Genomic DNA, 22,023 nt, shown 5'->3' with positions numbered 1-22,023 from the left:
ATCAGGAAAAGAAGCTCAGGATGGTGTTGATCACCATACGCTGATTCACATCTGATAGATTATAAAACAGCGGCAACCGGACGAGTCGCTCGCTTTCCCGCGTGGTGTAACGATCCTCACCGGAAAAACGCCCGAAGCGCAGCCCCGCAGGCGAAGTATGCAGCGGAATATAGTGAAACACCGTCAGGATGTCTGCATCCTTCATGTCATGAATAAACGCGGCGCGATCGTCAATATCGCGCAGCTTGAGGTAAAACAGGTGCGCATTGTGCTGGCAGTGTGCCGCGCCCAGCCTCCGCCAACGGGCGGAAGGCATCATAATAGTTATGCCACAGGCGCAAACGTCGTTCGTTGATGCGCCCGGCGGCTTCCAACTGCCCCCACAGGTAGGCAGCCTGAATATCTGCCATCAGGTAGCTGGAACCAATATCGCGCCAGGTATATTTATCGGCCTGACCGCGAAAAAACTGGCTGCGGTTGGTGCCTTTCTCGCGGATGATTTCCGCCCGCTCAACCAACGCGTGGTCGTTGATCAGTATGGCACCGCCTTCTCCGCCGGACGTGTAGTTTTTGGTTTCGTGAAAACTGAAGCAGCCAATATGACCAATCGCCCCCAACGGACGCCCTTTGTAGCGCGCCATCACCCCTTGCGCGGCATCCTCCACCACCCATAGCTCGTACTTTTCCGCCAGCGCCATAATGGCGTCCATCTCGCACGCCACACCGGCATAGTGCACCGGCACGATGGCACGGGTTTTGTCGGTAATCGCCGCTTCAATTTTGCTTTCATCGATGTTCAGCGTATCCGGGCGTACATCGACATAAACGATGGTTGCCCCACGAAGTACAAAGGCATTGGCGGTGGAAACGAAAGTGTAGCTGGGCATGATCACTTCATCCCCCGGATGAATATCCAGCAGGATGGCTGCCATTTCCAGCGATGCGGTACAGGGGGGGTCAATAACACCTTCTTGCTGCCAGAATAGTGCTCCAGCCATTGCTGGCAGCGGCGAGTAAAACCGCCGTCACCACACAGCTTGCCGCTGCTCATGGCGGCCTGCATATAGTCCAGCTCGGTACCCACAACCGGGGGAGCGTTAAAGGGAATCATGCGGTCTCCTGTAAAACCAATGCGCCGTGTCATGAATCTGCGCGCCAGAGCGTTGATAAAGGCGCAGCGCGCGCGTATTACCCAACTGCGTAGCCACCCACAGGTGCGCCACGTGCCGCTGTTGGCACCAGTGCCTTGCCAGTGCCATAAGCAGCATGCCCACCCCGCCGGAAGTACCCGGCCACGCGGCCAGAAGGCCGATGCGCGCCTGGTCCGTCTGCGTTTGGCGCAGTGTCACCCAACCAAGCGGCTCGCCCTGCGCGTCGTGTGCAATCAGGCAAACATCGTCAAAGGTGCCACGTACCGCGTTTTCCACCCATTGCGCATAAAAACGCCCGCTGTCCGCAGCGTGATACCAGGGTGTGCGAAACCGACTCTGCGAAAAAACGCGCGAAGCGGCATCACGCAGAAGCGCAATATCTGCGTTATCCGCCACGCGCCAGGCCGGAAGCACCGCCTCGACAGAATCGATGGGCAGGCAAAAATCCACTTCGCTCTCTGCCAGTTGGAAACCTTCGGCAGAGAGCGCATCGATCGTCGCCAGATCGCTGGCAGCGACCTTGGCTTGCACCACGGCATACGCGGTCAACGCCTCAGATGTTAGCACTGGCGCATCATCACTGAACGACAGGCGCGCGCTGGGGAGGGCGAAAAAAATCGCTTTCCCACGCTAACGGCATCAGATGCGCACGGATCGTCGCTTTCATCGCCTCTCCTGTAATGGCCTGCACGCTGCTGTTACTGACACACGGGCACGACAAACGCGTCGATTATGCGTCCAGCCCCAACCGTTCTCCGGTATAGGAGCCATCCTGCACACTGCGCCACCAGGCTTCGTTGTTCAGATACCACAACACCGTTTTACGCATGCCGGTTTCAAACGTTTCCTGTGGTTTCCAACCCAGCTTCCGCGCCATTTTGCTGGCATCGATGGCATAACGCATGTCATGTCCGGGTCGATCAGTCACGTAAGTAATCAAATCGCGATAATGGGTTACACCCGCTGGTTTTTGCGGTGCCAGTTCTTCCAGCAGATCGCACAGGGTATGCACCACGTCGAGGTTTTTACGCTCGTTATGGCCGCCGATATTGTAGGTTTCCTCGATTTCACCCGCCGTCACCACGAGGTAAAGCGCACGCGCATGATCTTCAACAAACAGCCAGTCACGGATCTGCGCACCGTTGCCATACACGGGCAGCGGCTTACCGGATATTGCGTTGAGGATCATCAGTGGAATCAATTTTTCCGGGAAGTGGTAAGGACCGTAGTTATTGGAGCAGTTGGTGATGATTGTCGGCAGCCCATAGGTGCGCATCCAGGCACGCACCAGATTGTCGCTGGAGGCTTTGGATGCGGAATAAGGGCTGCTGGGCGCATACGGCGTGGTTTCGGTGAACAGATCGTCCGTGCCATGCAGATTGCCAAACACCTCATCGGTGGAAATATTATGGAAACGGAAAGCCGCTTTTTTCTTGCCATCCAGCGCGTTCCAGTAGTGGCGCGCCGCTTCCAGCATCTGATAGGTACCGACGATATTGGTTTCAATAAACGCCGCCGGACCATCGATCGAGCGGTCAACGTGACTTTCCGCCGCCAGATGCATCACCAAATCCGGCTGATACGTGGCAAATACCCGATCCAACGCGGGACGATCGCAGATATCAACCTGCTCGAACACAAAACGATCGCTGGTCGCCACCGGCGCCAATGATGCTAGATTACCGGCATATGTCAGCTTATCGACCACCACGACGCTGTCTTGCGTTTCCGTTACCAGATAGCGTACCAGCGCGGAGCCAATAAACCCTGCGCCGCCTGTCACCAAAATACGTTTCAACGCCATACTCCTTTCGTGTCTACAATCCACTGTTGTTTTATCTTTTCAGGTTCTATCGCGCGGAATGCACGGTGATCGACCAGCATCACCACCACATCCGCCTCACGCAACGCCGCCGGTAATTCCGTCAACGTAACCAACCCGGTCAAACGTGGCGGCAACGCAGTCACATTCGGCTCCACGGCAAGTGTCGTGCCGCTGTGCCACTGCGCAATCATTTCGGTAATCCCGACCGCCGGGCTTTCGCGCAAATCGTCAATATCCGGCTTAAACGCCAGCCCAAAACAGGCGATGGTCACGTCACTGGCGCGTTTTCCGCTCTGCACCAGATAATCCGCTACCGCCATTTTGACGCGATCGACCACCCACAACGGCTTACCGTCGTTCACCAACCGCGCCGTGTGTATCAAACGCGCCTGCTGCGGATTTTGCGCCACGATAAACCACGGGTCTACCGCGATGCAATGACCGCCAACGCCGTGCAAATACGCTCGAACCAGCCGCCAAAGTTTTCACGGCGATGCCCGGTGACCAGAATCAGTTTTTTATTCGCATCCAGAAAACCGTAGTGGGTATCCAGGGAGTAGAGCAATGTTTCATCGCCAAGAATACGATCGCGCACCCAGAACAGCGCATCGATAACCGTATTTTCCGTCACCAGGATCTGCCGGTCGCCGAGGTTTTCCCGCAGCAGGTTATCACGCGCCCGCTTGGTTGGCGCAAAGTGATACGTCACCAAATGGCCGGTCAGCTTACGGTTGGCCTCTTCAGGCCACGGAGAATAGAGATTGCCCGTGCGCAACCCGGCCTCCACATGAGCGACGGGAATACGCTGATACAGCGCCGCAAGGCTGGCGGCCAGTGTGGTGGTATCACCATGCACCAGCACCAGATCGGGTTTGAACGCCGTCAATACCGGTTCCAGTCCTTCCAGTATGCGGCAAGTGACCTCACTCAGCCCCTGGCCCGGCTGCATAATGTTCAAATCATAATCCGGCGTAATAGCAAATAAACGCAGCACCTGATCCAGCATCTCCCGGTGCTGGGCTGTTACGCATATTTTCGATTCAAAGGCTTCATCTTGAGCCAGGGCATAAACCAGAGGGGCCATTTTGATGGCTTCTGGACGGGTGCCGAAAATAGTCAACACTTTCACTATGAATCTCTTTCATCAGGTTAGGGGCTGCCATTTCAGGCGGCATAAACGGTCAATCCATCCGCCGCTGAGGTTTACAGCGAACCAATGCAATGCCCGCCCCGGTTAATGCACCGATAGCGCCCCACATCACCATTAAGAACAGGCGACGCGGACTGTCTCGCTTCACCGGCTCCTCCGGCGTGCGCAGATAACGGTAAGTCGGCAATGCCGCATCAAGCGTTGGCTCAACGCTTAACGTCGCCAACATGGCGCGATTTTGGTCATAATCGATGTCGAAGCGCGGCCCACTGGCCTGCAAGGACTCCAATTGCACCTGTAACATCGGACGCCCCAACAGGAAAAGTTCTGAAGGCGGCAATTCTTCCGCTGGGGTATTGGTCTGGCTGCGGCTTATCCCCTGCTGTTGCGCAATTTTTAGCGCCATCTTCACGCTATTCAGGTCGCGATCGAAAATCGCCTGCGCGACCGCTTCCTGACGCTGAATCTGTGACTGTAAAAGACCTTACGTGCCGCCCAGGCGCCTTTCAGCTCACCGTTAAGGTGCAGTGCGGCGCGCTTACTGGCAAATTCGATATAGTCGCGCAACAGGCGATTGGCGGCAGGCGCACACTATCGAAGGTCTTCTTACCGTCGTCACGCGCGGTAAACTGGATGTCGGCGATCAGATCGTCCAGCAAGGCCGCATCCGCTTTGACATCACCTTCCTGATGCGATTTATAGTAGTCGCTCTGTAGCCAGAAATCGCGCCGGGTATCATACGCGGTAACCTGCATGACAAACTCGTCGTAAACCTTAGCTGACACCGACAGCGCTTCGGGCGGCAGCGACGCAAAAGCTTTGGCATCCAGATTACGTAAGAACTGCTGTTGCGGATAATAACCGCCCAGCCGCGTAACGCCAGGCCGGTCCGTTATTGCCATAGCGCTCAACTCTTGGCGAGCAAGATAGGAATACCCTAACGCCACCAGCGCGAAAGCCAGCGCTACGCCGGCAATCCAGAATTTGCCTCTCCACAACGCACCGCACAGGCCACGAATGTCCAGTTCATTCTCAATACCGGCCCCCCCCCCCGTCGTCACGCGGTAATGTGCTTCGCCAGAGGTTCCGTTAGCAGGGTTTTCGTGTTTCATTACTTCCCCAAAGTGATGTGGTTTCAAGTTGAGTGTCTATGATTGTCGTTACGGTGCGCTCGACGCTTGATGCGTTTCAGAAAGCGCGCCACGCGCCATGCCCGTTTCAGGCAATAGTCATAAAGCCCAAAGGCCAGTAAAAACAGCACCAACATGGCCCATTCAGGAATGAAAGAGAAATACTCTCCGGCCATGCCGATACCCGCCAACAGTACCGCGGCCACGGTGATCAACACAAAAGCCTGATGCGGTGTAAACCCGGCGCGCATCAATAAGTGATGGATATGCCGACGATCCGGCGCGAAGGGGCTCATCCCTCGGCGCAAACGACGGTACATGATGGCAACCATATCCATCAGCGGGATGGCGATCAACCACAGCGCCGTTACCGGATTAATCGGATGGTATTTGCCCTGCGTGGATTGCATCAGGATCCAGATGGAAGTGAACCCTATCATGGTGCTGCCTGCATCGCCCATAAACACTTTATAGAGGCGGCCAAAAAAACCGAGGTTTAGTAAGATGTACGGCAGCGTGGCCGCAATCATGGCAAAGCACCACAGCGCTAAATTGTGGTGACCGTAACCGTAGAGCAGGATACCCATCGCGCCGAACGACACCACGGAAAGGCCACCGAGCAGACCGTCGATGCCGTCGACCATGTTAAACGCGTTAATGGCCGCCCACACGGCAAACAGCGTCACCAGATAGCCCAATGGCCCCAGTACCATATCCCACGGGCCAAACAACTCTCCCAGATTGCGCAATGAGAGATGCGCGAACACCATCATGGCGATGGCCACCAGCGCCTGAACCAGCGCACGGATTTTGACACTGATATCAAAGCGATCGTCTAATGCCCCGACAAACACCAAAATACCGGCGCACAGCAGGTAAAAACGGAAATGGGGAATGTAGTAGTCGGTAACCAGGAAGGTAAAGCACAGGCCAGCATAAACGGAAATGCCCCCCACCAGCGGGATCAGACCTTGGTGACGTTTACGCTGATTGGGACGATCGACAAGACCAAGCGGCCCCGCCACGCGACGGGCCAGGAATAGAAAAGCCAGAGAAAACAAGAAAATCAATAATAACTCTAGACGCATAGCGAGTAAGTTTACCGTTTATGGCTACAAGCCGCCGCAGGCTGGCACGGCGAAGCATGGTTCGCCATAACAGGGCCGTTCACCACCACATCATTATGCGGCCGACGGTATCGCGCGGGCATGCACAGGGCAGGCACTCGCAACGGGGTTATGATGACGCCATCAAATCAATGCGTACCATAACGGAAAGCATGACGCCAGGATATCCTAGAATACTCTGGAAAAACACCCTGTAGTGTAAAGGTCGGTAAGTTCCTAAAAAAAACGCCACGACCCGCGTGGCGTTTTCCCCCGAGAACACTGCCTGCTTATGAACGCTTCATCATGTCGAAGAATTCATCGTTGGTTTTGGTCATCGCCAACTTGTTGATCAGGAACTCCATTGCATCGATCTCACCCATCGGGTGAATGATTTTGCGCAGGATCCACATTTTTTGCAGCTCTTCGGAGGTGGTAAGCAGCTCTTCTTTACGCGTACCGGAACGGTTGTAGTCGATAGCCGGGAATACACGCTTCTCAGCGATTTTACGCGCCAGATGCAGTTCCATGTTACCTGTACCTTTAAACTCTTCGTAAATCACTTCGTCCATCTTCGAGCCTGTATCTACCAGCGCGGTGGCGATAATGGTCAGGCTACCGCCCTCTTCCACGTTACGCGCAGCACCAAAGAAGCGTTTCGGACGGTGCAGGGCGTTGGCATCCACACCACCGGTCAGCACTTTGCCAGACGCCGGTACCACGGTGTTGTAGGCACGCGCCAGACGGGTGATGGAGTCCAGCAGGATGATAACGTCTTTTTTGTGCTCGACCAGGCGCTTGGCCTTTTCAATCACCATTTCAGCAACCTGAACGTGGCGAGAGGCAGGCTCGTCAAAGGTAGACGCCACCACTTCCCCTTTCACCAGACGTTGCATCTCGGTCACTTCTTCCGGACGTTCGTCGATAAGCAGTACCATCAGCACGCAATCAGGGTGATTATACGCGATGCTCTGTGCAATATTTTGCAGCAGCATGGTTTTACCGGCTTTCGGTGGTGCCACGATCAAACCACGTTGACCACGGCCAATCGGAGACGCCAAATCCAATACGCGTGCTGTCAGGTCTTCAGTTGAACCATTACCGCGTTCCATACGCAAACGTGAGTTGGCATGCAGCGGAGTGAGGTTTTCAAACAGGATCTTGTTGCGGGCGTTTTCAGGTTTATCGTAATTGACTTCGTTGACTTTCAACAAGGCAAAGTAGCGTTCCCCTTCTTTGGGAGGACGAATCTTGCCTGAAATGGTGTCACCAGTACGAAGATTAAAACGGCGGATTTGGCTGGGAGAAACGTAGATATCATCAGGGCCGGCGAGGTAGGAGCTGTCTGCGGAGCGGAGGAAACCGAAACCATCCTGCAAGATTTCCAGCACGCCATCGCCGAAAATATCTTCGCCACTTTTTGCGTGCTGCTTCAAAATGGCGAAAATAATATCCTGCTTACGCATACGAGCCTGGTTTTCCAGCCCCATGTTTTCGCCAAGAGTAATTAACTTAGAAACTGGCGTATTCTTTAATTCGGTAAGATTCATAGTGGTGGGTTCTTAAACTCGGGGTAAATCTCGAACAATTAACGTGAATGGGATGGCAAGGGTCACCGTGCCACTATCATATACCGCCCTCAATCACACCATTCCGTTTGGCTTGATACGTGAACGTGTTACACGTTGACCACGCAAGCCCTATACAAAACGACGGCAAGAGATCGAAGACACCTGAAACCAATTAATGTAATACTTTTAGATTGCCTGACCACGCTACGGATTCTTATGCCGTGTTTACGGGCAGCGTTAAGGTATAGACAGCGAGTAATGCTATAGATTCAAACTTTCAGACTTAAACATAGGCAAGTACGATATGCAGTACTGATGAATCTAGCACGCTTCATGACGTGCGGCAAGCGGTCAATACGAGAAATCCACACTGACCGCTTTGTGCGATGAAATAGCGTTGATAAATCTATCAGGTATTACAGATTGGTGTTCAAAAACTCTTTCAACTGGCCTTTGGACAGCGCACCTACTTTCGTTGCCGCCACTTCACCGTTCTTGAACAGCAGCAGGGTCGGAATACCACGGATGCCGTATTTCGGCGCAGTCGCCGGATTTTCATCAATGTTAAGTTTAGCAACGGTGATGCGACCTTCGAATTCATCAGCGATTTCATCGAGAATGGGAGCGATCATTTTGCAGGGACCACACCATTCGGCCCAAAAATCAACCAGTGTTGCCCCTTCGGCCCGCAACACGTCCGTTTCGAAGCTGTCGTCTGTCAGGTGAATAATTTTATCGCTCATTTTTTTACTCCGCAGGATTATCTTTAGCGAGTTGGTGTAGCATTAACCAACAAAGCTTGACTTTATTTCACTGTATACGCTTTCGTAAAACAATAGTTAGCTGATATTCTACCACACTATGAGCAAAATACACTTGACTGAACAGAAGTTTTCCGACTTCGCGCTGCACCCGCAGGTAATCAAAACCCTTGAAAAAAAGGGTTTTATAACTGTACGCCCATCCAGGCACTCGCACTACCTCTCGCCCTTGATGGCCGAGACGTCGCGGGTCAGGCGCAAACCGGAACTGGCAAGACGCTGGCATTTCTGGCGTCTACTTTCCACTATCTCTTGTCGCATCCTGCTTCGGCAGAGCGTCAAACCAACCAGCCGCGCGCGCTGATCATGGCCCCCACTAGCGAGTTGGCCGTGCAAATCCACGCGGATGCACAGGCGCTAGCAGAATCGACAGGCTTGAAACTGGGTCTGGCTTACGGCGGAGACGGTTACGATAAGCAGCTTAAAGTGCTGGAGCAGGGTGTTGATATCCTGCTCGGTACCACAGGCCGCTTGATCGACTACGCTAAGCAGAATCACATTGACCTTGGTGCCATTCAGGTTGTGGTGCTGGATGAAGCCGACATAATGTACGATCTGGGCTTTATCAAAGATATTCGCTGGCTGTTCCGCCGCATGCCGCCGGTAACGCAGCGCCTGAACATGCTGTTCTCCGCCACGCTGTCATACCGTGTGCGTGAGTTGGCGTTTGAACAGATGAACAACGCCGAGTACGTTGAAGTAGAGCCGGAGCAGAAAACCGGGCACCGCATCAAGAAAGAGCTGTTCTATCCGTCAAACGAAGAGAAGATGCGCCTGCTGCAAACGTTGCTGGAAGAAGAGTGGCCAGACCGCTGCATCATCTTCGCTAACACTAAGCACCGCTGCGAAGACATCTGGGGCCATCTGGCTGCGGACGGCCATCGCGTTGGTATGCTGACTGGCGACGTAGCGCAGAAAAAACGTCTGCGCATTCTGGATGACTTCACGCAGGGCAATCTGGATATTCTGGTCGCCACCGATGTTGCGGCGCGCGGTCTTCATATTCCGTCTGTCACTCACGTATTCAACTATGACTTGCCGGACGATTGCGAAGACTATGTGCACCGCATCGGCCGTACCGGACGTGCCGGTGCCAGCGGTTTCTCCATCAGCCTGGCCTGTGAAGAGTATGCGCTGAACCTGCCTGCCATTGAGCAATATACGGGCCATTCAATCCCGGTAAGCAAATACGATAGTGATGCGCTGATGACCAATCTGCCCGCGCCGAAGCGCTTGCTCCGCACGCGCACCAGCAGTGGCCCGCCACGTCGTAGCGGCGCACCGCGCGGCAACCGTAAAAGACCGAGTTAAGCATCCATGCTAAATGCTTCCTCGCTGTATGCGGCGGGCTCGAACAGCTTCCATATGCTGGTGGTGCGGGAGAGCGCTGGCAGCATTAAAACGCTAGCGCGCATTAAACGTAAAGTGCGTTTGGCTGCGGGACTGGATCGTGATAACCGCTTGTCACAGGAAGCCATGCAGCGCGGCTGGTAGTGCTTGCGCCTGTTTTCCGAACGCTTGCAGGATATCCCTCAGACGCAAACCCGCGTTGTTGCGACGGCGACCCTGCGGCTTGCCACCAATGCCGATGAATTTCTGGCGCAGGCGCAGCAGATCCTGGGTTTGCCGATTCAAGTCATCAGCGGTGAAGAGGAAGCGCGCCTGATTTATCAGGGCGTGGCCCACACCACCGGCGGTCCGGAACAACGTCTGGTGGTGGATATCGCGGTGGCAGTACCGAACTGGCGACCGGAACCGCCGCACAGGCCACACAGTTACTCAGTTTGCCCATGGGATGCGTGACCTGGCTGGAGCGTTATTTCAGCGATCGCACCCTGACAGCGGAAAATTTTGCCCGTGCTGAACAGGCTGCCGGTGACATGATACGCCCCGTGGCCGCCCAACTGCGTGCACAGGGGTGGCAAGTGTGCGTGGGCGCATCCGGCACCGTACAAGCGTTGCAAGAGATTATGGTCGCCTCGGGCATGGACGAGCACATTAACGCTCGACAAGCTGTGCGCCCTGAAAGAGCATGCCATCGCGTGCCATAAGCTGGAAGAACTGGAAATTGACGGCCTGACGTTAGAGCTGGCGCTAGTGTTCCCCAGCGGATTGTCCATTCTGTTGGCGATTTTCCAGGAACTTGGCATTCAGAGTATGACATTGGCCGGTGGCGCACTGCGCGAAGGCTTGGTATACGGGATGCTGCACCTGCCCGTAGAGCAGGATATTCGCCAGCGCACGCTGCTCAATCTGCAACGCCGCTACCTGTTAGACGGTGAACAGGGCCAGCGCGTCAGCACATTAGCCGACAATTTCCTGCACCAACTGGCGCAGGATTGGCCGTTGGATCACCGATGTCGTGAGTTGCTGCACAGCGCCGGTTTTCTGCATGAAATCGGTCCGGCCATTGATTTTCGCAATGCTCCGCAACACGCCGCCTATCTCATACGCAACAGCGATCTTCCCAGTTTCACACCGGCACAGAAAAAACTGCTGGCTATTCTGGTGTTAAATCAGAGTGGTGCGCTCGATCTTCAGTCATTAAATCAGCAAAACGCCGTACCCGTACTGCCTGCGCAGCGCTTATGCCGTTTGTTGCGACTGGCGATTATTTTCGCCAGCCGTCGCCGTGATGACACCTTGCCTGACAGCATCTTGCGGGCGGACGGCGATACCCTGCACATCCAGCTACCTGCTGGCTGGCCGCCCATCCCCTGCGCGCAGAAGCGCTGGAGCAGGAAAGCCGTTGGCAGGGCTATGCCCATTGGTCATTGGTGATTGAGGAAGCCACGCCGTAACAGCGGTATTACTCCTTATCGCGCGCCTGCGCCAGCTGCGCGCGCAGATTCGCCAGATGGCTTTGCCCCTTTTGCATCCGCTCTTGCGCGCTGACCACTTTGTGCGCTGTTTCCCATTGCAGATCGTCCTGCGGCAGTTCCAGCAAGAAACGGCTGGGTTCTGGCCGCACCAGTTCGCCATACTGGCGACGCTCTTTGCACAGGGTAAAAAACCAGCTCACGTTGCGCCCGTGTGATACCGACATACGCCAGGCGACGCTCTTCATCGACATTATCTTCGTCAATGCTGCTCTGGTGCGGCAGTAGTACCTCCTCCATCCCCACCAGATACACATAGGGAAACTCCAACCCTTTTGAGGCGTGCATGGTCATCAGTTGCACCTGATCCACCTCTTCTTCGCTTTCGCCGCGCTCCATCATATCGCGCAGGGTGAACCTCGTTACCACCTGTGTCAGCGTCATCGGTTCATCGAACTCCGAGCCTGCCAGCATTTCCGTCATCCAGCTAAACAGCTGATTGACGTTTTTCATACGCATTTCCGCCGCTTTCGGGCTGGTTGAGGTTTCATACGGCCAGCTTTCATAATCCAGCCCGTGAATGAAGTCGCGCACCGCCGCCACCGGTTCTCGCTCAGCCTGCTGGGCAATTTCCCGCATCCAGTGGGTAAAACGTTGCAGTGAGGACAACCCACGGCCAGACAGGTGTGCTTCCAGCCCTAAATCAAAACTGGCGGTAAACAGGCTTTTGTTGCGCACATTGGCCCACTCACCCAGTTTCTGTAGCGTCGCGGGGCCGATTTCTCGCTTAGGGGTGTTGACGATGCGTAGAAAGGCGCTGTCGTCATCCGCGTTGGTCAAAACGCGCAGATAGGCCAACAGATCTTTGATTTCCGGACGAGAAAAGAAGGAGGTACCGCCAGAGATGCGATAGGGAATGCGGTTTTGCATCAGCATATTTTCGAACAGTCGCGACTGATGGTTGCCACGATAGAGGATGGCATAGTCACTGTACTGCGTCTTGTTGATAAAGTGATGGGCAATCAGTTCGCCCACCACCCGTTCCGCCTCGTGGTCTTCGTTGTTGGCGGTGATCACCTGCAGTTCACTGCCGTAACCCAATTCAGAAAAGAGTTTTTTTCAAATACGTGTGGGTTATTGGCGATCATGATATTGGCCGCTTTGAGAATACGGCCCGAAGAACGGTAATTTTGCTCCAGCTTGATCACTTCAAGCTGAGGGAAATCCTGTGAAAGCAGTACCAGGTTTTGCGGACGGGCACCGCGCCAAGAGTAGATGGATTGGTCGTCATCGCCGACCACGGTAAAGCGTGCACGTGCACCAACCAGCAGTTTGATCAGCTCATACTGGCTGGTGTTGGTGTCCTGATACTCATCCACCAGCAGGTAGCGCAAGCGGTTTTGCCAGCGCTCACGCACCTCTTCATTGCGCTTGAACAGCAGCGTTGGCAACAGGATCAGATCGTCAAAATCCAGTACGTTACAGGCGCGCAAGTGGCCGTGATACAGACCATAACAGTGCGCAAACAGCTTATCACGCTCCGACTGCGCCGATGCCGCCGCCTGCGTCGGGTCCATCAGATCGTTTTTCCAGTTGGAAATGGTGGCGGTCAACTGCTGTAGCTGGGTTTTATCGCCTTCCAACCAGGTTTCCGTCAGTTCATTGAGCAGTGCGGCCTGATCCTGATCGTCAAACAGCGAGAAGTTCGCCTTCATGCCCAACGCGGCATATTCCCGTTTAATGACCTCCAACCCCAGGGTGTGAAAGGTGGCGATCAGCAACCAACGCGTCTCCTTGCGCCCTAAGGTCTGCGCCACACGCGCTTTCATTTCACGCGCAGCCTTGTTGGTAAAGGTCACCGCGGCGATATGACGCGCCTGATAGCCGCACTTACGGATCAGACGAGCAATCTTGTTGGTGATAACGCGCGTTTTGCCTGATCCCGCGCCAGCCAGCACCAGACAAGGGCCGGTGACAAATTCGACAGCATGTTGTTGACTGGGATTCAGGCGCATGACGTTCAACTCGTAATAAAAACGGAAGCCGATTGTAGCAGAAAGCCGCACAGATCTTGATGGCCGGATTCGCCTTTACCGATCTACATCAGGCCTGCATCGTGCTACATTGCCAGCCATCGGCGTCGGCGTGAGGCCTGTTCAATTCACGCTTCTTAATAACATGAAAGGTATTCCCATGGCGAAAACGGCATCTGCACTGCATATTCTGGTCGATACAGAACAACAGGCGAATGATCTACTGGACCAATTGGCGCAAGGGGCAGACTTTCAGCAGTTAGCTAAAAAGCACTCTACCTGCCCATCCAAACGGGATGGGGGCAATCTGGGTGAGTTCCGTCAGGGCGATATGGTGCCCGCTTTTGACAAGGCGGTATTTTCCTGCGAGTTGCTGAAACCCTTTGGACCGGTAAAAACCCAGTTCGGCTATCACATCATCAAGGTGCTGTACCGCAACTAAGCGTTCTGGCAACCGGCGTACTGTTGCGCAGCGCAGTATGCGCGGCGCGTACGGAGTGATCACTCCGTTATCATCAGCAGGCTGGCATTTCCCCCCGCTGCCGCCGTATTCACGCTGAGCACACGTTCATGCCATAACCGCTCCAGTGGGATCGTGTCACTGCCTGGTTCACAGCCGAGCAGAGGAATAATCGCCCCCGTCCATTGCGTAATCCGCTGATTAACCTCACGCAACATGTCGCTCTCGCCGTGACAGATAACCGCGCCAATATGCTCACTTTCCTGTTGCCATTCCGGCGTAAAACGGATGCGGCGCTGCACTTCCAGCGGCAAGCTGCCGGCAAGTTCACGTAACGCTGCACTGTCAGGCCATAATGCGTTACTTCCCACGGCCAGCAGCGCCGCCAACTGGCGCAGAATATCGTCACTTTCCTGCGCCAGACACAACACGTTATCGCGCGGTGTCAGCATATAGGTATTGCGTTCGCCAGTGGGCCCCGGCAGCGGGCGTATCACACCGCTGACAGCGCCCCAGGCACGGTAGCTCTGCGCCGCCTCGAACACCGCCAGCCGTCCCTGTTGTTGCGCCCAGTCAACCAGTAGCGCAAACCCCGCGCGTTCCGGCGTCGTCGCCAATGTGGCATTGACGCCCAATGCGTTGCTCGCTGCGCTGGGTTGGCCAGGCGGTGTTCTCTGCAAGCGTGGCAAATAGAGCGGCCCGCCCGCTTTCGGCCCTGTACCGGACAACCCTTCGCCTCCGAATGGCTGAACGCCGACCACAGCCCCCACCATATTGCGATTGACGTATTGGTTACCCACATGCGCCCGCTGCGTGATACGCGAAATGGTTTCATCAATCCGTGAATGGACGCCCAACGTGAGCCCATACCCCAGGGCGTTGATCTCCTCAATCAACGTATCCAGCCCCTCGCGCGCATAGCGCACCACGTGCAGCACCGGACCAAAGATCTCTTGTTGCAAGCTGGCTACCTGGTCCAGTTCAATCAGCGTCGGCAAGACAAAGGTGCCATGTCGCCATGAGGCCAGGCACGCCTGTGCGCCGAAAGCCGCCTGAAACACCGAATGCCCTTCCGCTTGCATCAGGTGAATATGCTGCTCGATCCGTTCGCGGGCTTCATCGTCTATCACCGGGCCGCAGTCCGTTGCCAGGCTGTCGGGATTGCCCACGCGGAACTGCGCCATGGCGCCACGCAGCATGTTCAGTGTCGCTTCTGCAATGTCCTCCTGAAGACAGAGCAGACGCAGTGCTGAACAACGCTGCCCTGCGCTGTCAAAGGCTGAGGCCATGACATCGCTGACCACCTGCTCTGTCAGCGCGGACGAATCGACAATCATGGCATTCATCCCACCGGTTTCAGCGATCAGCACCGCAGGTTGCCCATGCGCATCCAACCGTTCTGCCAACGTGCGCTGCAAGCTCTTGGCAACCGCGGTCGATCCACATTGACGCTCGCATCGCGCACCAGCGCCGCACCGACGCGTTCCCCAGCGCCGGGCAGCAGTTGCAACACATCAGGCGCAATGCCAGCCTGATGCAGCAGCTGCACCGCCAACGCGGCAACCAGTGGTGTTTGCTCCGCCGGTTTTGCCAGTACCGCATTCCCCGCAGCCAGTGCAGCAGCAATCTGCCTGGTAAAAATGGCCAACGGGAAGTTCCACGGACTGATGCAAACCACTACGCCCAGCGAGCAAACTTGTTCCGATGACACCGCAGCAGACTGCTGTGCGTAATAGCGCAAGAAGTCCACCGCTTCGCGTATTTCAGCAATGGCATTTGGCACGGTTTTCCCCGCCTCGCGCACCAATAACCCGATGAACTGCGGATACGCGGCTTCCAGCAAGCTAGCAGCGCGTTGCAGTCTGGCAACCCGCTGCGGGAGCGACACCGTCGAGAACCGCTCTGCTGCCTGCACCGCACAGCCTAACGCAATGCGCACATCCTCCTCGCTGGCATCACGCACGTATCCCACGATATCGTGCTGTTGGGCCGGATTGATCACTGGCCGAGCCGCCAACGGTGATGATGCATCGACCATAATCGGTGCCGCATGCCGTACCTGCGCGGCGTCGGCGCTTAAGGCCGCTGCAAGCATTTCCAGACGGCGCTCATCGGTCAGATCTACGCCTTGCGCATTGCAACGCTCTGCACCGTAGATCTGAGCAGGTAGAGGAATTCGCGTATGCGGGCATCCGGGAGCCCCTTCTTTGTATGCCAGCGCCTGCACTTCAGCTATCGGGCTGGCAATCAGTTGCTCCAGTGAGACCTCCGCATCCGCAATGCGGTTAACAAACGAGGTGTTGGCACCATTTTCCAATAGACGCCGCACCAAATAGGCCAGCAGGGTTTCATGGGTGCCGACAGGGGCGCGCCAGCTTGCCCTGTTCTTCGGGACCGACGACCTGCGAATAAAGCGCCTCCCCCATACCGTGCAGGCATTGAAATTCATATTGCCCGGGGTAATAACTGTCACCGGCCAGCGTATACACCGCGCTCAGGGTATGAGCATTGTGGGTAGCGAACTGCGGGTAAATGGCATCCAGTTCCGCCAGCAGTTGGCGAGCGCAGGCCAGATAGGCGACATCAGTATAGACTTTAAGGGTATAGACGGGGTAATCCTCCAGACCATCTACTTGCGTGCGCTTGATTTCGCTGTCCCAGTAAGCACCTTTCACCAATCGCACCATCAGGCGTCGCTGGGTACGCTGTGCCAGATCGATAAGGAAATCAATCACAAACGGGCAGCGTTTCTGGTAGGCCTGCACCACAAAACCGATCCCTTTCCACCCCTCCAGCGCAGGCTCATGGCACAACCGCTCCAACAGATCGAGGGGGATCTCTAGCCGTTCTGCTTCTTCCGCATCAATATTAATGCCGATATCGTACTGCATCGCCTGCAACGTCAACGCCAACAAACGGGGATATAGCACCTCCATGACGCGATCGTACTGCGCACGACTATAACGTGGATGCAGCGCCGACAGCTTGATGGAGATACCCGGCCCCTTCATACACCCCACGCCCCTGAGATGCCATGCCAATCGCATGAATCGCCTGCTGATAAGCGTTGAGGTAAGCCTCCACATCCTGTTCGGTGAGGGCCGCTTCGCCCAGCATGTCATAGGAATAGCGAAATCCCTGCTGTTCCAGATGTTCCGCGTTGGACAGCGCCTCATCGATGGTTTCTCCAGTAACAAACTGCTCCCCCATCAGGCGCATCACGCGATCCATCCCCAATCGAATGACCGGCTCGCCCCCCTTGTTAATCAGTTGCTTCAGGGTGTGTGCCAGACGCGTTTCACTGTGCGTCGCAACCAGCTTCCCGGTCAGCAGCATCTATTGCCCTTTCCCCAAATTGGAATGCCAGTCACCGCTGCTGATCTTGTCACGGATCAGCGCATTGCGCGTTGAGGCACCTGGAATACGCAGCAACGCTTCTGCCAGGCACATCAGAGCAATCCCCTCTGACGATGACAGGGAAAAGGCCTGTAACAAACTTTGCAACCGTCCCGCTCGCCCATGGGTCTGCTGTTCACGCCGCAGCGTCTGCGCCAGTCGATAGGCCAGCGCCTGCACCGCCGGTGCCATTGATGCCATCGGTTCTACCCGCTCGAGCAGTAACGGCACCATTTCGCCCTCGGAACGGCGGTACGCCGCCGTGATAGCATCACGCTGCGGTGAACGGGGTAACAGCGTTTGCGTGAAAGCTAAAAACGGCTGATAGCTTCCTTCCTGACGAGATTTCGGCATAATCTCCGGAGCACGTTAAATGCTTTACCCTGCTCTGGTGTGATGTCAGGAGCCTTACCATCGCGCTCGACGGCGTCGAGATAGCAAAAAATAGCGTGCTCAATCAACCAATGCGACGATCAAGGCGCTGCGCTGTACGTTCGATACGATTGCGGGTCGCATCGTCAAGCTTTACCGCTATAGTGGAGAATCTCATCGTTTCACTCCAGTGAAGCCAAGATAATCATCGATAGTGAGGGATAGGATAACGTTGATTTGTTGAAGGTATGCCTTCGAAGCTTGGCCGTCGTTATCGGATTATGCAACCTGGTTTTCGCGAGTTGCCATAAGATGCAATGCAGTTAACAAGTGTATAACATTGGCGTGACGAGGAAATATAACAAATCGTTAACGCTTTACATTATAAGAAAAAACAGGCTGCACGAGGGATCCGCAATCGTGAAGACTGCGCTCTACCTGACGTCGTTCCCGTCAGGTTATACCAACAATATGATTTGCCTTTATGCCCTAGCATGATGGGGATAGACAGGGCGCTTTAACTTGGAGATTCTAATGACAATGAGTACACCCATGCTGGTGACCTTTCTGGTGTATATCTTCGGAATGGTCTTGATCGGCCTGGCCGCCTATCGCTCAACCACCACCCTTGGCGACTATATTCTGGGTGGACGCCGGATGGGCAGTGTGGTCACGGCACTTTCAGCGGTGGCTTCTGACATGAGCGGCTGGCTGCTGATGGGGTTGCCAGGCGCGATATTTATTTCCGGCATTTCTGAAAGCTGGATCGCTATCGGACTGACTATCGGCGCTTACCTCAACTGGCGCTGGGTTGCAGGTCGTCTGCGCGTTCACACCGAAGTGAACCACAACGCGCTGACCTTGCCAGACTATTTCACACACCGTTTCGAAGACACCAGAAAAATCCTGAGAGTCATTGCGGCCTTGATTATTCTGGTGTTTTTTACCATTTACTGCGCTTCTGGCATCGTTGCTGGTGCCCGCTTGTTCGAAAGCACCTTTGGCATGAGCTACGCCACCTCATTGTGGGCCGGTGCGGCCGCTACCATCGCCTATACCTTTATCGGTGGCTATCTGGCAGTCAGTTGGACGGATACGGTACAGGCCACGCTGATGATTTTCGCCTTGATCCTGACACCAGTGATGGTGATTCTGGCGCTGGATGGCATCGATACGTCTCTGTTGGTGATCGCGGCGAAAAACCCGGCCAATCTGGATATGTTCAAAGGGTTGGACGTTATCGCCATCATTTCGTTACTGGGTTGGGGCCTTGGCTACTTTGGACAGCCACACATTTTGGCGCGCTTTATGGCAGCAGATTCTCACCACACCATTCGCAGTGCACGCCGCATCAGTATGACCTGGATGATCCTGTGTCTTGCGGGGGCGGTGAGCGTGGGCTTCTTCGGTATCGCCTACTTCAGCAATCATCCGGAACAAGCAGGCAACGTCACCAACAATGCCGAGCGGGTATTTATTGAGCTTTCCATGTTGCTGTTTAACCCGTGGATCGCCGGTGTGTTACTTTCCGCTATTCTGGCGGCGGTAATGAGCACCCTGAGCTGTCAGCTGCTGGTCTGCTCCAGCGCCATTACCGAAGACTTGTACCGCCCCTTCTTCCGTCCTGGAGCTACGCAACGCGAGCTGGTCTGGGTCGGTCGAATTATGGTGTTATTGATTGCCGTCATTTCAATCTTGTTGGCCGCCAACCCGGAAAACCGCGTGTTGGGGCTGGTCAGCTACGCCTGGGCAGGTTTTGGGGCCGCGTTTGGTCCAGTGATCCTGATTTCCCTGCTGTGGCCGCGTATGACGCGTAACGGCGCGCTGGTCGGTATGCTGATCGGGGCTGCCACGGTGATTATCTGGAAACAAAATGCCTGGTTTAATCTGTATGAAATCATCCCCGGCTTTCTCTTTGCCAGCCTGGCGATCTTTATCGTTAGCCTGATGGGTCGTGCGCCCTCCAAAGCCGTCACCGATCGCTTCCAACAAGCAGAAGCCCAGTTCCAAAGCCGTTAAGGAACTATGTGTTTCACGCATAAAAAAGGCGCAACCACGGTTGCGCCTTTTTTCATTGCCGAAGTAATGCGTTTATTCTTAGCCTGCAACCGCAATGCGTTTCATGTCTTTCATGTAGCCACGCAGTTTCTGACCAACCGCTTAGATCGGGTGGTTACGGATCGCGTCATTAACGTCGCGCAGTTGTGCATTATCTACGCTGGTAGCCGCCACCGGCTTGCCGATGTCGCCCGCTTGCAGTGAAGCCATGAATGCCTGTTTCAGCAACGGCACGGCGGCATTCGCGAACAGGTAGTTACCGTATTCTGCGGTATCAGAGATAACCACGTTCATTTCATACAGACGCTTACGTGCAATGGTGTTCGCAATCAGCGGCAGTTCGTGCAGCGATTCGCAGTAAGCGGATTCTTCGATGATGCCCGCGCTTACCATGGTTTCGAACGCCAGTTCTACACCGGCTTTAACCATAGCGATCATCAATACGCCGTGGTCAAAATACTCTTGCTCTGCGATTTTACCGTCGAACTGCGGGGCATTTTCAAACGCGGATTTACCGGTTTCTTCACGCCAGGTCAGCAGTTTAATGTCGTCGTTGGCCCAGTCTTCCATCATGCCGCTGGAGAACGCACCGGGGATGATATCGTCTATGTGTTTCTGGAACAGCGGAACCATGATCGTTTTCAACTGCTCAGACAGCGCGTAAGCACGCAGTTTTGCCGGATTAGACAGACGATCCATCATCAGTGTGATGCTGCCTTGCTTCAGCGCTTCGGTAATGGTTTCCCAGCCGAACTGAATCAGTTTTTCCGCATAGGCAGGATCAGCGCCTTCAGCAACCAGTTTGTCAAAGCTCAGCAAAGAACCGGCCTGCAACATACCGCACAGGATGGTCTGCTCGCCCATCAGGTCAGATTTCACTTCGGCAACGAAAGAAGATTGCAGTGCGCCCGCACGGTGACCACCGGTAGCGGCAGCCCAGGCCTTGGCGATCGCCATGCCTTCACCTTTCGGGTCGTTTTCCGGGTGAACCGCGATCAGCGTCGGAACGCCAAAGCCGCGTTTGTACTCTTCACGTACTTCGGTGCCCGGGCATTTCGGCGCCACCATCACAACAGTGATGTCTTTACGGATCTGCTCACCCACTTCAATGATGTTGAAGCCGTGAGAGTAACCCAGAGATGCACCCTGCTTCATCAGCGGTTGAACAGCCTGAACCACAGCGGAGTGCTGCTTGTCTGGCGTCAGGTTCACCACCAGATCCGCCTGCGGGATCAGCTCTTCATAGGTGCCGACTTTAAAACCGTTTTCAGTCGCTTTACGCCATGACGCACGTTTTTCCGCGATAGCTTCTGCACGCAGCGCATAGGCGATATCCAGCCCGGAATCACGCATATTCAAACCCTGGTTCAGCCCTTGCGCGCCGCAACCGACGATCACCACTTTTTTGCCTTTCAGGTAGTTCGCTTCGTCTGCGAATTCTTCACGTCCCATGAAACGACATACACCCAATTGCGCCACGCCATTGGGCAACGAGGGTCGTCATTGAGCGGTGAGCTACGCATTTTCTGTTCCGTGACCGCCGCCTATAGCCATCTACCGCCGATCCTCGACCGTTTCCGCGCCCAGCATCCGCTGGTCGAAATCAAGCTGACAACCGGCGATGCCGCCGATGCGGTGGAAAAAGTGCAGTCCAATGAAGCCGATCTCGGCATCGCGGGCCACCCGGAAACCTTACCTACCACCATCGATTTTATGCCTATCGGCAAGATCCCCCTGGTACTGATTGCCCCAGCACTGGCATCACCGGTGCAGTCGATGGTACGGCAACCCAATCCAGACTGGGCACAGATTCCGTTTATTTTGCCCGAGCACGGCCCGGTGCGAAAACGTATTTATGTCTGGTTCCGTCGTCACCACATCGCCAATCCGTTGATTTACGCCACCGTGTCGGGACACGAGGCAATGGTGTTGATGGTAGCACTAGGCTGCGGCATCTCGTTGATCCCGGACGTGGTGCTGGAAAACAGCCCAGAGCCAGTGCGTAACCGCGTTTCAGTATTGCTGGACAAGCGATGGAACCGTTTGAACTCGGCGTTTGCGTGCAGAAAAAGCGACTCAATGAGCCATTGATTGCCGCGTTCTGGCATATCTTGCAGGACAGTGTTTGAGG

Annotated in this window: 7 protein-coding genes and 10 pseudogenes; 5 read left to right on the top strand and 12 right to left on the bottom strand. The window is 55.1% G+C overall.

Translation table 11 applies throughout. The annotated features are described in order from the left end of the window. Window position 1 precedes the first annotated feature (1 nt). From rffA to trxA, 9 genes and pseudogenes are all read right to left on the bottom strand, one after another. A pseudogene (gene rffA / locus JZM30_RS19210) lies at window positions 2-1,111 on the bottom strand (dTDP-4-amino-4,6-dideoxygalactose transaminase). Then, window positions 1,098-1,718: a dTDP-4-amino-4,6-dideoxy-D-galactose acyltransferase gene (gene rffC / locus JZM30_RS19205; protein ID WP_438801525.1), complete on the bottom strand. Its 621-nt coding sequence runs from the start codon at window positions 1,716-1,718 to the stop codon at window positions 1,098-1,100. Before rffC ends, rffA begins: the two are co-directional and overlap by 14 nt. 163 nt (window positions 1,719-1,881) lie before the next feature. Beyond that, the gene (gene rffG, locus JZM30_RS19200) at window positions 1,882-2,955 is read right to left on the bottom strand and encodes a dTDP-glucose 4,6-dehydratase (RefSeq protein ID WP_252320725.1); all 1,074 of its coding nucleotides are present in this window, start codon (window positions 2,953-2,955) and stop codon (window positions 1,882-1,884) included. Then, window positions 2,946-3,428 (bottom strand): annotated as a pseudogene (locus JZM30_RS19195) (UDP binding domain-containing protein); the annotation flags it as partial. The gene rffG and the pseudogene JZM30_RS19195, both read right to left, overlap by 10 nt. After that, window positions 3,407-4,105 (bottom strand): annotated as a pseudogene (wecB, locus tag JZM30_RS19190) (non-hydrolyzing UDP-N-acetylglucosamine 2-epimerase); the annotation flags it as partial. The pseudogenes JZM30_RS19195 and wecB, both read right to left, overlap by 22 nt. A 52-nt stretch (window positions 4,106-4,157) precedes the next feature. Continuing rightward, window positions 4,158-5,238 (bottom strand): annotated as a pseudogene (gene wzzE / locus JZM30_RS19185) (ECA polysaccharide chain length modulation protein). A gap of 23 nt (window positions 5,239-5,261) precedes the next feature. Beyond that, complete coding sequence (gene wecA / locus JZM30_RS19180) at window positions 5,262-6,344, bottom strand: UDP-N-acetylglucosamine--undecaprenyl-phosphate N-acetylglucosaminephosphotransferase (RefSeq protein WP_252320723.1); 1,083 nt, start codon at window positions 6,342-6,344, stop codon at window positions 5,262-5,264. Window positions 6,345-6,652: 308 nt separating this feature from the next. After that, window positions 6,653-7,912 (bottom strand): transcription termination factor Rho, encoded by a 1,260-nt coding sequence (gene rho / locus JZM30_RS19175; RefSeq protein WP_252320721.1) that lies wholly within the window; start codon window positions 7,910-7,912, stop codon window positions 6,653-6,655. Window positions 7,913-8,349: 437 nt separating this feature from the next. Further along, the gene (trxA, locus tag JZM30_RS19170; RefSeq protein ID WP_252320719.1) at window positions 8,350-8,676 is read right to left on the bottom strand and encodes a thioredoxin TrxA; all 327 of its coding nucleotides are present in this window, start codon (window positions 8,674-8,676) and stop codon (window positions 8,350-8,352) included. Window positions 8,677-8,794: 118 nt separating this feature from the next. Between trxA and rhlB the strand changes: the two are divergent. Then, window positions 8,795-10,065 (top strand): annotated as a pseudogene (rhlB, locus tag JZM30_RS19165) (ATP-dependent RNA helicase RhlB). Between the two features lie 6 nt (window positions 10,066-10,071). Continuing rightward, window positions 10,072-11,555, top strand: a pseudogene (gppA, locus tag JZM30_RS19160) (guanosine-5'-triphosphate,3'-diphosphate diphosphatase). Between the two features lie 8 nt (window positions 11,556-11,563). Here the strand turns inward: gppA and rep are convergent. After that, window positions 11,564-13,588, bottom strand: a pseudogene (gene rep / locus JZM30_RS19155) (DNA helicase Rep). A gap of 178 nt (window positions 13,589-13,766) precedes the next feature. Between rep and ppiC the strand changes: the two are divergent. Further along, entirely contained in the window at window positions 13,767-14,048 is a 282-nt protein-coding gene (gene ppiC / locus JZM30_RS19150; RefSeq protein WP_252320717.1) for a peptidylprolyl isomerase PpiC, read from the top strand. 59 nt (window positions 14,049-14,107) lie between these two features. On the opposite strand, the pseudogene putA reads toward ppiC, so the two are convergent. Next, window positions 14,108-18,012 (bottom strand): annotated as a pseudogene (gene putA / locus JZM30_RS19145) (trifunctional transcriptional regulator/proline dehydrogenase/L-glutamate gamma-semialdehyde dehydrogenase). 356 nt (window positions 18,013-18,368) lie between these two features. Here putA and putP point away from each other — a divergent pair. Further along, window positions 18,369-19,853, top strand: coding sequence for a sodium/proline symporter PutP (gene putP, locus JZM30_RS19140; RefSeq protein ID WP_252320715.1), 1,485 nt, complete (start codon window positions 18,369-18,371; stop codon window positions 19,851-19,853). A 78-nt stretch (window positions 19,854-19,931) separates the two neighbouring features. Here putP and ilvC read toward each other — a convergent pair. Next, window positions 19,932-21,383 (bottom strand): annotated as a pseudogene (gene ilvC, locus JZM30_RS19135) (ketol-acid reductoisomerase). Here ilvC and ilvY point away from each other — a divergent pair. Next, window positions 21,354-22,021: pseudogene (gene ilvY / locus JZM30_RS19130) on the top strand (HTH-type transcriptional activator IlvY); the annotation flags it as partial. The pseudogenes ilvC and ilvY overlap by 30 nt on opposite strands. Between the last annotated feature and the right edge of the window lie 2 nt (window positions 22,022-22,023).

It is taken from the genome of Candidatus Symbiopectobacterium endolongispinus, assembly GCF_018777385.1.
GTDB lineage: Bacteria > Pseudomonadota > Gammaproteobacteria > Enterobacterales > Enterobacteriaceae > Symbiopectobacterium > Symbiopectobacterium endolongispinus.
The sequence above is the reverse complement of the archived record's forward strand: the minus strand, read 5'-3'. Positions and strand labels throughout refer to the sequence as shown.